The organism is Acinetobacter sp. GW821-FHT01E09 (assembly GCF_059422385.1).
In genome coordinates, this window is sequence record NZ_JBWKWU010000001.1 from 1,910,407 (window position 1) to 1,926,351 (window position 15,945).

The window sequence follows — 15,945 nt, forward strand, 5'->3', positions numbered from 1 at the left end:
TCAATAGATCGATGTCATGTAAGTTCGAGATGGATTTTTAAATATACCTAATCGGCTTTATCTACTTATTTTTATTGAATCGTTTGTTTTATAAGTAAAAAGATTATGAGTTAAATGTTGTAGTATAAATACTAGAACAGGCTAAAAAAGCTTGTTTCATATCTCGTTTTACTGTGGCTTCAGAAATATTAAGTTTTTCACCGATTGCGCGGTAAGTCATATCTTCCATTTGTGATAATAAAAAAACCTGTGCGACGCGTTCGGGTAGCTTTTCTAGCGTTTGTTGAACTTGATAGACACTTTCTCGAATACATATTTCATGTTCTACAGATGGATAGCCATCCTGTGGTGTATGTATTAGTGCATCTAGATATAAGTGTTCAACTTGTTGGTGGCGCCAATGATCAATAATCACGTGTTTCGCAATTCCCAATAACCATGCTTTGGGTTCTTTAATATTTTCAAAACAGTAGTTACTTTTTAATGCACGATAAAAAACTTCCTGACTAAGATCTTCAGAGTGGTGATGGTTGTGAAGTTTATGTTTGAACCACAAAAGTAAAGTATTTTGATGGTCTTGATAAATATGATTAAACCATTGCTGCTTTTGTACGTTCAAATTCATAAGCGTTGCCTGTTTGAAAAGCCAACAACATGGAGTTTTATTGGTTAAAGTAAGTGTTGAAAATAATGATAGTGATAATGATTATTAAATGCAATAATAAGAATTACAAAATGCAACATGATAATTAGCGAGCTAAAAGACTATTTCTTCTTGATTATTAATGAGATGGGTGGTTTGTAATTGTGAAATTTCACATTATTATCTAATTGATAAATGATGAATAACTTTGAAATTTCACTTTATTTATTTCGCAATTGTAAATTTTGATCGTTCTGCGACTGTATGAATAAGAGTTTTTATGAGTAAGCCATCTGTAAATGTAAACCCAAAAAAAAGTTTTATTGGCCGTAAGTTTCAATATTTAATTGGATTTATGCTGCTGATTATTTTCGGACTAGCAGGCTTCTATTGGAAAAAAACCTCATCCAAACCCGCAGAGGAATATAGCCAATGGAGTAAACCTGTACCCGTGCGAACTGTGCCAGTACAACGACAAGATTTACAGGTTGAAATCAAAGCAATTGGTACAGTCATTCCTACGCATACTGTGAATGTACAAAGTCAGGTTGCTGGGGTTTTACAGCAGATTTATTTTAAAGAAGGGCAAACCGTAAAAAAAGGACAGCTCCTTGCACAAATTGATCCAGCGCCATTTCAGGTCGCACTTGCACAGGCTGAAGGAACACAGCAGCAGAATTTAGCACAGTTGCACAATGCTGAAACAGAGTTGCAGCGCTATCAATTGCTGTTTAAACAAGATTCGATTGCGAAACAACAAGTAGAACAGCAATTGGCGCTGGTCAACCAGCTTAAAGGTCAGATACAAGCGAACAAGGCGCAAGTAGATGCTGCAAAACTACAGCTGTCTTATACTAAAATTTATGCACCTATTGAGGGGCGGGTTGGATTTAGACAGAAAGATGCTGGCAACCTTATTCAAGCCAATGAAAGTGCTGGTTTAGTCAGTATCACTCAAGTGCATCCAATTTTTGTGCAATTTGCAGTGGCAGAAAACCATTTAGTAAATCTGCGTCAATCCTTAAAAAATGGCGATAAGGTGTTGGCAAGTGCTTGGGATAAAACAGAACAAAAACAACTTGCGCTAGGGCATGTACAAGCAATAGATAATCAGATTGATATCAGTACTGGAACTTTAAAAATAAAAGCAATTTTTACAAATCAGGATGATGCTTTATTTCCAAATCAGTTTGTCAATGTGCGTTTAAAGACTCAAACCATTCAAAATGCAATCAGTATCCCAAGTGATGCCGTACAACATGGTGCAAAAGGCAGCTATGTTTATATTATCAATCCGCAAAACAAAGCCGAAATTCGCATGTTAAAACTGGGGATGACCTCAAATGGTCAAATTGAAGTTTTAGACGGATTAAAGGGTAGCGAAAAAGTAGTACTTGAGGGAATTGATCGTCTTTCGGAAGGCAAAGAAGTTCAAATTGTTGCAGAAAATCAACAGCCAATTTCTACGGCCAAGCCAACTGCTGGATAAATCATGAATATTTCACGATTCTTTATTTTACGTCCAGTCGCAACCACATTATTGATGTTAGCACTGCTGTTGAGTGGTTTCTTGGTTTGGCGACTGCTACCTGTCTCAGCCTTGCCACAGGTCGATTATCCAATTATTCAAGTCTATACTTTTCAACCTGGTGCCAATCCCGATACGGTACAACGCACAATCACCGCACCACTCGAACGAGAAATGGGCAAAATTGCTGGTTTAAAACAAATGTCTTCCAGTAGTTCAGTGGGCGCATCCGTCATTACCTTGCAGTTTGAACTGAGCGCAGAGCTTGGTGTCGTTGAACAAGAAGTACAGTCAGCACTCAGTACCGCCAGCAGTAAATTACCCAATAATCTACCAGCACCACCGACTTACCGTAAAGTAAATCCTGCTGATGTTCCTGTGATTACCCTTGCCATTAGCTCAGAAACTTTACCATTAACAACAGTCTACGACATGGTGGACACCCGAGTTGCACAAAAGCTTTCTCAGCTTTCAGGTGTCGGGATGGTTAGCCTTGCGGGTGGGCAACGTCCAGCAATACGCGTACAAATGAATGCTGCTGCACTTGCTGCCTATAAAATGAGTGCTGAAGATGTGCGCTCCGCAATTAATTCTGCCAATGCAAATCAACCCAAAGGTAGCTTTGATGGACCATATCGCACCACCATGTTGGATGCCAATGATCAGATTCGTTCGATTGCAGATTATGAGAATCTAATTTTACGCTGGAACAATGGCGCACCGATACGTCTTAGAGATGTAGCAAAAGTCATAGAAGGGAGCGAAGATCGCTATATGGCGGCTTGGGCAGGGAGTCAATCTGCAATCTTGGTTAATGTACAGCGCCAGCCGAATGCCAATGTGATTCAAGTTGCAGACCAGATTAAGCAGTTATTGCCTGAGCTACAAAAGAATCTGCCTGAAAATGTCAAAATTCGAGTGTTAACCGATCGAACCGAAAGTATTCGCAGCTCCATTGATGATGTGCAAAAAGAATTGGTTTTTGCCGTGTGCTTGGTGGTGATGGTAACTTTTTTATTTTTAAGAAATTTATCCGCAACGATTATTCCCAGTATTGCCGTACCACTGTCGATTATTGGTACTTTTGTCGTCATGTATTTTTTAGGCTTCTCTGTTAATAACCTGACTTTAATGGCACTCACCATTGCGACAGGCTTTGTCGTTGATGATGCAATTGTGATGCTGGAAAATATTGCACGACATCGAGAGGCAGGAGAAAGCTTATTACAAGCCGCGCTTAAAGGGTCTAAAGAAATCGGCTTTACTTTAATTTCCTTGACGATTTCCCTAATCGCAGTATTAATCCCATTACTGTTTATGGGGGATGTGGTTGGGCGATTGTTCCATGAATTTGCTGTCACTTTAGCAGCAGCAATTGCAATTTCATTGGTGGTGTCACTCACATTGACCCCGATGATGTGCGCATATTTATTAAAAAATGCCAAGCATTCCAGTTCAAACAGTCGCTGGAGTCTAGACCGAATTATTCAGCAATACGGTAAAGCTTTACAGTGGGTTTTTCGGCATCAAGTACTGACTCTTGCGGTGATGTTGAGTAGCGTCATTTTAGCGGGTCTGCTGTATTGGATGATTCCCAAAGGCTTTTTCGCTGTACAGGACAGTGGGGTCATACAGGTGGTGACAGAAGCGCCTGATGATATTTCATTCCAAGCCATGAGTGAGCGTCAACAAGCACTTGCGGGGCAGATCTTAAAAGATCCTGCTGTGGAAAGTTTGTCTTCATTTATTGGTATAGATGCCAATAATCCAAAACTGAGTAATGGACGTATTTTAATTAACTTAAAACCGCATGCTGAAAGAGATCCTGTAGATCAAATTATGGCACGACTTAGAGGACAGTTCGCTCAAGTTGAAGGGATTCAAGGCTGGATGCAACCAGTACAAGAGCTGAGTATTGAAGATAAAATTAGTCGTACTCAATATCAACTGAGTATAAGCGCTGCTAAAACGACAGATTTAGCCGAATGGACCCCTATATTTGTTGATGCTTTACGACAACAAGCTGAATTTGCACAAGTCACCAGTGAAGAGGGCGGACAAGGCTTACAAGCATTTATTGATGTCAATCGAGATGCTGCAGCACGTTTGGGTTTAAACATTGAAGATATCAGTTTAGCTTTACAAAATTTATTTGCGCAGCGCCAGATTGCAACTTTATACACGCAATCTAATCAATATCGTATTGTTTTAGAACTTGACCCAACATTCACTCAAGGTATAGATGCTTTAGGGCAAACCTATATTCACAATAAAAGTGGAGAGCCGATATTACTCAGTTCCGTTGCCAATATTGTGCAAAAACGCGTGCCTATTATTCTGCAACAGCAATCACAATTTCCAGCCAATGGGGTGTCTTTTAATCTTGCATCAGGGGTTGCGCTGGGGGATGCGATCAAAGCGATTGATCGCGTACAACAGCGTCTAAATTTACCACCAGAAGTGAAAGTAAAACTACAAGGTGCAGCCGCTGCTTATGAGAACTCGCAACAACATACGTTCTGGTTGGTGATTGCAGCAATAGTGACCATGTACATTGTGTTAGGCATTCTGTACGAAAGTTTTATTCACCCGATAACCATTCTTTCTACCTTGCCCTCTGCTGCAATTGGTGCTTTGTTGGCATTGTTTATGGTCAATCGGCCATTGGACATGATTGCCTTGATTGGAATCATTTTATTGATTGGTCTGGTCAAGAAAAATGGCATCATGATGGTGGATTTTGCTTTGGCTGCACAACGTCATGACGGATTGTCAGCACAGCAAGCGATTTATCAAGCCGCACTGATGCGTTTTCGCCCAATTTTAATGACCACACTTGCGGCACTGGTTGGGGCAATTCCGTTGATGCTTGCATCGGGTTCAGGGGCAGAATTACGTCAGCCTCTCGGGATCGTCATGGTCGGTGGTTTGATTTTAAGCCAAGTCCTTACTTTATTTACTACACCAGTGGTTTATTTATTTTTTGATCGTCTGCAATATTCATTGCAACATACCAATTCAGATTTATCTGTAGATGATTTACCCACAGATCATGATACGACAAGGAGAGAGTTTTGACCTTTCTCTCGACCTTTATTCACCGACCTGTTGCCAGTATTTTACTCGGAATCGCAATTGTATTATTGGGTATATTGGCCTATTTTCGCTTACCTGTAGCCGCTTTACCACAGGCAGATATTCCAACGATTGTGGTGCGAGCAAATTTACCGGGTGCAAGTCCTGAAAGTATGTCTGCCACCGTGGCGACGCCGTTAGAGCGTGCCATGATGGGCGTTTCAGGGGTAAAAGCGATTAATTCTTCAAGTAATCAAAGCGCAACCCAAGTGGTTTTGCATTTTGATTTAAACACTGACATCAATGAAGCCGCCAGAGAGGTCCAAGCCGCAATCAATGCTGCGATGTCACAGCTGCCTTCTGGAATGCCAAGCCCTCCTGAATATTTCAAGATCAATCCAAGCCAGAGTCCAATTTTTTATTTGGCATTGAGTTCAGAACATCTTTCTGCGGGCAAACTCTATGAAATTGCCAGCAATCAGCTGCAGCCAAATCTTGCGCAAATTAATGGGGTCGGGGAAGTCATCATTGATGGGGCATCTATGCCTGCGGTACGAATTCGACTCAATCCAAATGCCTTGATTTCACAAGGGGTATCTTTGGAGCAAGTTCGTGAAGCGATTGTAAAAAGTAATACAGTACAAGCCTTAGGGGTAATTGAAACTGAACAGTTGCGTTGGCAAGTTGAGCTTCCAAGTCATTTAAAAAAAGCGGGTGATTTTGCCAATTTGATCGTACATCAAAATGGTCAGACCGTTGTCCGTTTAAAAGATGTGGCTGAGGTACAGGATTCGGTCGAAAACCGTTATGTAAGTGGTTTTCACAATGGTAAACCTGCGGTCATTATCAAAATCAGCCGTCAGCCCAATGCAAATACCGTTGCCACAATTGAAAAGATCAAAGAAAAACTACCAGAGTTAAGCAGATTAATTCCAGCAGATTCACAACTGACCACAGTGATGGATGGATCGGAAATTATTCGGGCAGGCTTAAATGAGGCAAGGGATACTTTATTATTTTCCTTGCTTTTGGTGATTATTGTGGTCGCTCTGATGTTAGGTCGTCTGCAAAGTGCTCTTGTACCAAGTATTGCTTTGCTGGTGACTTTGATTGGCGCATGCAGTCTGGTTTATCTCGCTGGATTTTCATTGAATAACTTGTCGATTATGGCGGTGATTGTTGCGATTGGACTTGTGGTTGATGATGCAATTGTGGTTTTGGAAAACATAGAACGTCATATAGAACAAGGTGAACAGCCTATACAAGCTGCCTTAAATGGTATTCGAGAAGTTGGTCTAACTTTGCTGGCAATGAATTTGGCTTTGGTGGTGATCTTTATTTCTGTGCTATTTATGGGTGGTGTCATCGAACGATTATTTAGGGAGTTTTCTTTAACACTGATTTTTATCATTATTTTATCTGTATTTGTCTCCCTAGTCCTTACGCCAAGTCTATCTGCACGCTGTTTAAAGCCATTGGAGCGTTATCAACATCAAGCCTTATATCGCTATAGCCATCGCGTGATGCAGGGTTTGAGTCAGCTTTATTTGCATTCACTGAAATGGATGATTAAACACGGTTATTTGGTCATTTTACTATGGGGCGGTGCAATTGCTGCCTCTGTATATGTGTATCAAACATTACCCAAACGGGTATTACCTGAGCAAGATACTGGACGGGTTGAAGCTTTTATTCGGGGGGATGACGGATTCTCCTTTCAAATTATGCAACCTAAAATCGCCACCTTTAGCGAAAGTGTATTAAAAGATCCTGCAGTCAAAGATGTGATTGGTACGTCTGGTGGTGCTGGAGGAATCACCAATTCTTTTTTAATGGTGAGTTTAAAACCCAAAGCAGAGCGAGATGGCAAATCTTCACATGAAATTGTAGATAGAATTAAAAAAAATGCCCCTTGGCTGGCAGGTGCGATTTTTTCTGCACAAGTCAAACAGGAACTAGAATTGGATGATCCATTTTCAAGTGGAAGTGGGCAAGATTATTTGTTGTTACTGCAATCTGATGATGTTGCGTTGCTACGCCAGTGGGTGCCTAAAGTTGCTCAGGCAATGCAGAAGCTTCCAGAATTAGAAGAAGTTGAAACCATGGGCGATGAAGGTGCACAGCATGTAACTTTAGACATTGACCGTGAAGCAGCACGTCGTTTGGGTGTGGATATAGACAATATTTCAAGTGTACTCAATAACTCATTTTCGCAGCGCCAAATTTCGACTATTTATGATCAAACCCAACAGTTTTATGTGGTGATGGAAGTCGATAAACACTTTACTGAACACCCTGAAGCGCTGGCAAATGTACGCATTCCAAACCAACAAGGCATTGCTGTACCACTCAGTAATTTTGCCACATGGTCTTATGGCATCACCAATGATCGGGTTTATCGACGCAACCAATATGCCGCAATGGGGATTGGTTATGTGGTTAAACAAGGCTATAGCTATGAACAAGCGGATGCAGCTATTCGTAGTGTCTTGCCCGAAGTCATGTTACCCAATGAAATTTTTATCATGACAGATAAAGATGTCGAGGCAGAAAGTTTGCAGGCTGGTTTATCGACGCCGTTACTTGTCTGTGTGGTGATCTTACTTATTTATATCGTTCTCGGGGTTACCTATGAAAGTCTACTTCATCCATTGACAATTTTATCGACAGTACCCGCAGTGGCTTTGGGGGCTTTGTTGACCTTATGGTTATTTAATTTCCAATTCACCTTAATTGCACTCTTGGGCATGTTTTTATTGATCGGAATTGTTGTAAAAAATGCCATTCTTTTAATTGATTTTACTTTATTAGAAAGAAGAGCAGGCAAGACTGCATATCAGGCTATTTTATCTGCGGCAGCACTTCGTTTCCGTCCAATTCTGATGACCAATACTGCCGCGTTACTGGGTGCAATTCCACTGGCACTTAGCTGGGGAGAAGGGGCAGAGCTACGTCAGCCTTTGGGGGTGGTCATTGTAGGTGGTTTAGCCTTGGGTCAATTGTTGACATTGTATACAACGCCTGTCTTGTATTTGGTGTTGGAAAAATGTGCTGAATCTTGTTTGAAATTAAAAAATAAATACGCACTTCATTGAGGTAAATAGGAAAATATAATGCAGAGTTTAATCGTTAAAAATGTCATGTGCCTTAGTGTGTTCTTGATATTGACTGCATGCAATTCTACTGTTGTGTTGCATCCGCCTGAATATAAAGTGCCAGTCCTTCAAACGGATGATCATTATAAATATGCTGTTTTAAATTGGAAAAAAACCTCAAGCTTAGACGTCAATGCCAACACTTGGTGGGAAATCTTTCAAGATCCTATTCTCAGTCAATTGATGCAACAATTGAATCAAGAAAATTTGAGTCTGAAACAAGCAGAAGCACGATATCAACAAGCCAATGCCTTACTTGAGCAGCAACGTGCTAACCGTTTGCCAAGTTTAAAGTTAAATGGTTCTGCACAACGTAGTGGAACAAAGGTCAGTAAACCAAACAACCAATTTACGACGGGTGTTCAGGTCAGTTGGATTCCTGATTTATGGGGCAGAGTCGCTAAAGCGATTGAAGGGCAACAGGCAAATTTAGAGGCTTCACAGGCTGACTTAGCCGCAATTAAACTCAATCAACAATTATTGGGCACAGAAACCTATTGGAATATCCGAATACTGGATGCACAGTTGGATGTTTTACGACAAACCCAACACAGTTATCAGCGTTCCGTCAAAATTTTAAATAACCAATATGTTGCTGGAATGATCGCGCGTGCGGATGTGATACAGGCTGAAACACAGCTCAAGCAAGTGCAAATCCAGCAGATAGAAACCCAGCGGGAACGTGATTTACAAGAAAATATTTTAGCTGTGGTACAAGGTAAAACAGTTGCTCAATTTCAATTGGCCAAACAGAAACAGCACTTTCAAGTTCCACTATTACCCACTCAGCTACCAAGTCGGATGCTGATCCAGCGTCCTGATGTGATCCGTGCTGAACGTGAATTGGCGGCAACACATGCCCAATTGGGCTTGGCTCAAACAGCATGGTTACCTGATCTCAGTATTGGCTTAACCAGTGAATTAAATAGCCGCGTGTTGAGTCAACTGTTTCAAGCACCACAGTATTTATGGTCGACGGGCTTACAAACAACGGCATTGATATTTGACGGTGGAAAACGTAAGGCTGAGATTGCACAAGCACAAGCGAGTTATGCTGAAAAAGCAGCAGCGTATAGACAGGCTGTTTTAACGGGCTGGAAAGAGGTGGAAGACGCGCTTTTACAGTCATCCAGTTTTAAACAGCAACAATCTGAGCAGGCTCAACTATTTAAACTTGCTTTAGAAAATGAACAAGTTGTAACTCGTCGCTATAATGCCGGCTTAGTCAGTTATTTAGAGGTGGTTACAGCACAGAATTTAACCTTACAGGCGGAACAGGCAACTTTACAGCTCAAGCAGTTGCAGTTAAAAAATACAGCCCAACTGATTGCAGCCTTAGGTGGCAATATAAGTTGAAGGCACGATGTAAAAACTTAAGTGACTTGGTTTAAATCTTTGAATAGCGTATTTAAACATTACTGATTTAAAAGCTTACACACTTTAAAAGCTTACATGCATCTTAAAGTGTGCAAGCTAAGCCGTCTAAGCTTTTGTTATTGAAAACTTTATGTATTTAAAAGCTGTGTTTGATTGATTAAGTTTTATGTTGTTTTTTAATCATTATTTAAAATAAATAGCACCATTTTAGATGTATAGCAGGCTCTAAAATTTAGTATGCACTATGAAAGCGCAAGTTAATACTTGTGATTTGTCAGACAATTTTATTGTTAAAGTGTTATTTATGTCACGTTTATGTGTATAATCAGCGAAATTTATACCTTGATTTGATTTTGAAATGGTAAAGCTTGTAACTTTTTTCGTGTTGAGTAGTGTGATATTTCTAGGCTATTTTTCTTATGTCGATTCGCAACAAAAAAAACAACAAGAAATGCAAAATATTATCAAAGATGCGAATTTAACCATTCGGAAAATTGAGTCTAATCCTAATAATCACAATCATCTCAAAGTAAGTAATACTGTGATTTGATTTAGGCACTGTATATCCTTAAAGCATTAAACTTCTGAGTTCACATGAATTGGATGACTAAAAGCGTCAGATTGATAAAATTATTTAAACTGTATGTTATAATTTGTAATATGTAATCGATAACGACCGTTAAACCTTCTAGAAAACGAAAGCTGCTAATCTGCAGCTTTTTTAATTCAAGTTTTTTATCGGAAATGTCATTTTGGTATGTTTATTGAATGCTGAATTATGGCCTTAATTGACGGCATTTAGCATTTTTTTAAATGAACTCGATTTTATCAACGAATAGCTCAAACTTAACAGGGGCTCAACAATGACGAATCCAAATCCTTCAGCGGGTTTGCTTGAACGCTTATTTAAACTGAGCGAAAACAAAACAACGTTTAGAACCGAAATACTGGCAGGTTTAACGACATTTTTAACAATGTGCTACATCATCATTGTTAACCCATTGATTCTTTCAGAAACAGGTATGGATCATGGCGCCGTATTTGTGGCAACGTGTTTGGCCGCTGCGATTGGTTGTTTGGTCATGGGGGTTGTTGCAAACTATCCGATTGCACTTGCACCAGGTATGGGGCTGAATGCTTATTTTACCTATTCCGTTTGTTTAGGTATGGGCGTTGAATGGCAAACCGCTTTGGCTGCTGTATTTGTTTCCGGACTTGTCTTCATCGCAATTAGCATGTTTAAAATCCGTGAAGCCATTGTCAATGCGATTCCAATGTCATTGAAATTTGCAATCGGTGGTGGTATTGGATTATTCCTTGCACTGGTTGCATTGAAAAACTCAGGCATTATTGTTGCAAATCAAGCAACTTTGGTGGGTTTGGGCGATTTAAAACAACCTACAGTTTTACTGACATTACTGGGTTTTTTCCTGATCGTGATTATGCACCACTATAAAATTCGTGGCGCAATTATTATCAGTATTTTAGCGGTCACTGGTATTGCAACAGCTTTAGGTTTAAATGAATTTAAAGGGGTTGTTGGTTCAATCCCTTCTATTGCACCAACATTCATGCAAATGAATTTTGAAAACTTATTTACGGTAAGTTTAGTGGGCGTGATTTTCGTATTTTTCTTGGTTGATTTATTTGACTCAACTGGAACATTGGTCGGGGTTTCACATCGTGCTGGTTTATTGAAAGATGGTAAATTACCACGTTTGAAAAAGGCGCTATTTGCTGATTCAACTGCAATTGTTGCCGGTGCTGCTTTGGGGACATCATCAACAACGCCTTATATTGAGTCATCGGCGGGTGTTGCTGCAGGCGGTCGTACAGGCTTAACTGCAGTTGTTGTCGGTATTTTATTTTTAGCGTGTTTATTTTTAGCACCACTGGCACAATCTGTTCCTGGATTTGCGACTGCTCCAGCATTATTATTCGTTGGTGTGTTGATGATTCAAGGCATCATCAATATTGAATGGGATGATATTACTGAAGCAGTTCCAGCATTTTTAACCATTGTATTTATGCCATTTGCTTATTCTATTGCAGACGGTATTGCAATGGGCTTTATCAGCTATGCATTGGTTAAATTATTTACAGGTAAAGCGAAAACAGTTCCATATATGGTTTGGATCATTGCTGTGCTCTGGGTGATTAAATTCGTTGCATTTGGTGGTTAATCAATTTAAATAAGAAAAGGGTGTAAACTCAAGTTTGCACCCTTTTTTGTTTTAATCAGATTGAAATGAATCCAAGCGATTTGGATGATTGAAATTTAATTTAATAAGTTTGAGGAAAAACGTGAATAGATTAGAACTTATTCGTGCCTTACCCAAGGCAGAACTCCATGTACATATCGAAGGCACGTTTGAGCCTGAGCTGATGTTTGCGATAGCTCAGCGTAATCAAATTGATATCCCGTATAAATCTGTAGAAGAAGTCAAACAAGCATATAACTTTCATAATCTACAGTCTTTCCTTGATATTTATTATGCTGGTGCCAATGTACTGATCAATGAACAAGACTTTTATGATTTAGCTTGGGCATATTTTGAAAAATGTGCAGAGGATAAAGTTGTACATACTGAAATGTTCTTTGATCCACAAACACATACCGACCGTGGGGTTGCCTTTGAAACGGTGATCAATGGCCTACAGCGTGCATGCGATGATGCTCAAACAAAGTTGGGTATAAGCTCTCATTTGATCATGTGTTTCCTACGTCACTTAAGTGAAGAAGCAGCATTTGAAACGTTAAAGCAAGCCTTGCCATATAAAGATCAAATTATTGCTGTAGGTTTAGATTCAAGCGAAGTTGGGCATCCACCAGCTAAGTTTGAACGAGTTTTTGCTCAAGCACGTAAAGAAGGTTTCTTGGTGGTTGCGCATGCGGGAGAAGAAGGGCCTGCTGAATATGTCTGGGAAGCTTTAGATTTATTAAAAGTAAACCGTATTGACCACGGGGTGCGTTCAGAAGAAGACCCAGCACTGATGCAACGTTTAATTGCAGAAAAGATGCCTTTGACTGTTTGCCCACTGAGCAATTTAAAATTATGTGTGGTGGATGATATGGCACAACATAATATTCACCGTTTATTGCAAAAAGGTGTACATGTGACTGTCAATTCAGATGACCCATCTTATTTTGGTGGCTATATGAATGATAATTTTATTTCAATTGCTGAAGCGCTAGATCTTTCCAATACAGAGTTAAAGCAATTGGCAAAAAATTCATTTGAAGCATCATTTATTTCAAATGAAGAAAAGCAAAAATGGAACAATCAAATTGATCAATTGGCTTAAATCAAGCTATATTCTTTAAGCCTATAAAAGCAGTGTGTGAACACTGCTTTTTTTTCATGAGGAAAATAGAATGAAATTTTTAACAAGTTTAACCTTATTCATTATTTTACCTGTGACTGTTGCATGTGCTGATTCAAGTACAGAAACGATTACGCATAAGATGTTAAAACCTTTAATCGAACAGCAATGTGCCAGTGAATTAAAAGCGTCAAAGATTTGGCAAGTATCCTCATTTTTATGGACAGCTGCACAACAGCGACATGCACAGCAAAAAATCTGTGGCTGTGTCAGTGAGAACGCTTTGAATGATGTCCCTGCTAAACAGCTGGTTATGGCAACGTTTAATGAAGCTGCAAAAAATAAGTTGATTCAACAAGCGGTGATGAATAGTTTAAAAGGTTGTGCAAAGGAAGCATTAAAGTAAAGATCTAGAATTTAAGCAGCATAAATTTGAACCACAATAAAAATATAAAAAAGCACACCGTTTTGATGTGCTTTGCTAGATTTTTTAATTTATATTCGACTAACCTTGTCGTGTCATACTTTTCAATACATTGTCTTTATCAATGAAATGGTGTTTGAGCGCAGCCAGAACATGTCCGACAAGAAGTAAGCCTGCAGCCCATGAAATATAAATATGTAAAGGTTTTACAATCGCTGTTAAATCAGGGTTATCTTGTACAAGTCTTGGAATCTCAAATAAGTACAATACAGGCACGGGATGACCAGCACTCCAGCTGAATAAACATCCTGTGATTGGCAATGCCAATAACATGAAATATAAACCCAAATGACCTAAATGAGCCAAAGTTTTCATCAATGGTGACATGGTTTCAGGTAGTTCAGGTGCAGGGTGAGTGTAACGCCAAAAGATACGGATAATCACCAAAAAGATAATCACCGATGCAATATTCTTATGTAAGGTAATGACATCACCTTTAAACGGCCCATCGACATCATAGCTTAAAAAATTGCCACTATAAAAACCAATGACCCAAGCGGTAATAAAGATGATTGCCATAATCCAATGCAACCATTGTGCTGTCCTTGTATAGTATTGTGATTTTTGTTGCATGACACAGATTCCGATTTAATTTAGTGCTTATAATATGGATTTTATTAAAAGAAATCAGTTCTAAAAATTCAACGTATTGTTTTAAATTTGCAACGCTTAAAGCAATAATTGTGAAATATTTATCCATTTAGCGTCTAATGAGGTGATTATTCAAATTTTTAGTTTAATCCAAGTATAAGTTTAGGCAAAATAGCCCAGCTTTATCTCATAAAAAGGAAAAAATTGTGAAAAAACGCGTTGTCTTTCTTGCTTCAATCGCTTTAGCTCTATCGGCTTGCGCGACCAATGACCCAACAGGTGCTACAGCAGCGTCAACAACTCAGCAGTTAGGTGGTGTTGCGCTTAAAATTGCGATCAATGCGAAATGCACAACTGAACTGAATAATTTACCTGCTTGGAAGACTGCAACAAAAGTCATGACTGTAGATCAAAAAAACAATGTACAAAGTGAAATTTGTGGTTGTGTCAGTGAAAAAGCACCACAAAGTGTCAGCACTGTAGATTTGGCAACAGCTGCTTTAGACCCTCAAGCGCGTGCTACGATTGTTTCAAATGTGGTGACAAAAACAATTAATGCATGTGTTGCGGAAGCGATGAGATAATTGCATTAAAGCATCAAAGACATATGAATTTATTGATACAGATTTTTCTATATTGATAAATTCATGGTCTTAGGAGTGATGCTGTTTTCCTTATATGGCGTCATTCACGCGAAGCAAAATATTCTAAATTTTGATCAGCCGATTGAATTTATGTACAAAGAAAAGGGTTTTCAATCTGTCATCATTTCAAGATGATGATGTATAAACTCAGATAAAACCTGTTGAGCTTCTTTTATGATAGGAAAGAAAATGTTAGTTGCTGGTGTAGATGAAGCAGGACGAGGTCCATTGGTTGGCTCTGTGGTCGCAGCTGCAGTAATTTTAGATCCAAACAAGCCAATTCAAGGCTTAAATGATTCTAAAAAATTAACTGAAAAAAAACGTGAAAAGTTATTCATTGAAATTCAGGAAAAAGCGATTGCTTGGGCAATTGCTGAAGCAACACATCAAGAAATTGATGAACTGAATATTTTACAAGCTTCATTATTGGCGATGCGACGTGCTGTAGAGGCACTTAAAACGCTACCCGAACATGTGCTTGTAGATGGCAATAAAGTTCCTAAAGGCTTAAGCATGAGCTGTGATGCGGTGGTAGGCGGGGATGCTTTACATGCTGAGATCAGTGCGGCAAGTATTTTGGCCAAAGTAACGCGTGATCATGAAATGGTTGAGTTAGACAAGCAATATCCGCAATTTGGTTTTGCAAAACATAAAGGTTATCCAACCAAAGCACACTTTGAAGCCATTGCTGAACATGGTGTGATTGATCAACATCGTCGTAGCTATTCACCAGTCAGAAAAGCACTAGGTCTTGAATAAAACGGATGATGTTTTTTACTGATCAATAAAAATTTAAAGCGGCTTAAAAGCCGCTTTAGTTTCCAAAACCACTATAATCTTAACGATTATAGGTGTTTTGCGAATTATCATCTTCAAAAGAAGGCTGATAATCTTGATCAATATGTTGCAAATGCTCGTGCATAGCACGCTCATGTTGAATACGTTGATAAATTTCTTCGCGATGTACAGAAACTTCTTTTGGGGCATTTACACCAATACGAACTTGGTTGCCTTTAACACCAAGCACAGTAACACTGACTTGATCCCCAATCATCAAAGTTTCTCCGACACGGCGGGTCAGAATCAGCATGTTTATCTCCTTGCTTAAACGCTAAACCTGCGAT

The 15,945-nt window shown here is 39.3% G+C and carries 12 protein-coding genes; 9 read left to right on the forward strand and 3 right to left on the reverse strand.

The features are described from left to right. Positions 1-103: 103 nt before the first annotated feature. Entirely contained in the window at positions 104-625 is a 522-nt protein-coding gene (locus AC07U8_RS08650; protein ID WP_151802073.1) for an RNA polymerase sigma factor, read from the reverse strand. A gap of 298 nt (positions 626-923) precedes the next feature. On the opposite strand from AC07U8_RS08650, the gene AC07U8_RS08655 reads away from it, so the two are divergent. From AC07U8_RS08655 to AC07U8_RS08685, 7 genes are all read left to right on the forward strand, one after another. Further along, positions 924-2,132, forward strand: a complete 1,209-nt coding sequence (locus AC07U8_RS08655) for an efflux RND transporter periplasmic adaptor subunit (RefSeq protein WP_151802072.1) — start codon at positions 924-926, stop codon at positions 2,130-2,132. 3 nt (positions 2,133-2,135) lie between these two features. Continuing rightward, positions 2,136-5,249, forward strand: coding sequence for a multidrug efflux RND transporter permease subunit (locus AC07U8_RS08660; RefSeq protein ID WP_494737703.1), 3,114 nt, complete (start codon positions 2,136-2,138; stop codon positions 5,247-5,249). Beyond that, the gene (locus AC07U8_RS08665) at positions 5,246-8,341 is read left to right on the forward strand and encodes an efflux RND transporter permease subunit (protein WP_494737704.1); all 3,096 of its coding nucleotides are present in this window, start codon (positions 5,246-5,248) and stop codon (positions 8,339-8,341) included. Before AC07U8_RS08660 ends, AC07U8_RS08665 begins: the two co-directional genes overlap by 4 nt. Positions 8,342-8,359: 18 nt before the next feature. Further along, positions 8,360-9,757: an efflux transporter outer membrane subunit gene (locus AC07U8_RS08670; RefSeq protein WP_494737705.1), complete on the forward strand. Its 1,398-nt coding sequence runs from the start codon at positions 8,360-8,362 to the stop codon at positions 9,755-9,757. Positions 9,758-10,641: 884 nt separating this feature from the next. Then, a complete protein-coding gene (locus AC07U8_RS08675) occupies positions 10,642-11,961 on the forward strand; it encodes an NCS2 family permease (protein ID WP_004820795.1) in 1,320 nt (439 codons plus the stop codon). 121 nt (positions 11,962-12,082) lie between these two features. Then, positions 12,083-13,084, forward strand: a complete 1,002-nt coding sequence (locus tag AC07U8_RS08680) for an adenosine deaminase (protein WP_004721186.1) — start codon at positions 12,083-12,085, stop codon at positions 13,082-13,084. 70 nt (positions 13,085-13,154) lie between these two features. After that, entirely contained in the window at positions 13,155-13,508 is a 354-nt protein-coding gene (locus tag AC07U8_RS08685; protein WP_494737706.1) for a hypothetical protein, read from the forward strand. A 99-nt stretch (positions 13,509-13,607) separates the two neighbouring features. On the opposite strand, the gene AC07U8_RS08690 is transcribed toward AC07U8_RS08685, so the two are convergent. Next, entirely contained in the window at positions 13,608-14,159 is a 552-nt protein-coding gene (locus AC07U8_RS08690) for a cytochrome b (RefSeq protein WP_004721181.1), read from the reverse strand. Positions 14,160-14,383: 224 nt separating this feature from the next. Here AC07U8_RS08690 and AC07U8_RS08695 point away from each other — a divergent pair, with 224 nt between their 5' ends. Then, the gene (locus AC07U8_RS08695) at positions 14,384-14,761 is read left to right on the forward strand and encodes a hypothetical protein (protein ID WP_494737707.1); all 378 of its coding nucleotides are present in this window, start codon (positions 14,384-14,386) and stop codon (positions 14,759-14,761) included. A 249-nt stretch (positions 14,762-15,010) separates the two neighbouring features. Then, positions 15,011-15,580 carry a ribonuclease HII gene (rnhB, locus tag AC07U8_RS08700; RefSeq protein ID WP_209826331.1) on the forward strand — a complete coding sequence of 190 codons (570 nt, stop codon included), beginning with the start codon at positions 15,011-15,013 and terminating at the stop codon, positions 15,578-15,580. Between the two features lie 79 nt (positions 15,581-15,659). On the opposite strand, the gene csrA is transcribed toward rnhB, so the two are convergent. Further along, positions 15,660-15,911: a carbon storage regulator CsrA gene (csrA, locus tag AC07U8_RS08705; RefSeq protein WP_004721174.1), complete on the reverse strand. Its 252-nt coding sequence runs from the start codon at positions 15,909-15,911 to the stop codon at positions 15,660-15,662. Positions 15,912-15,945: the final 34 nt, after the last annotated feature.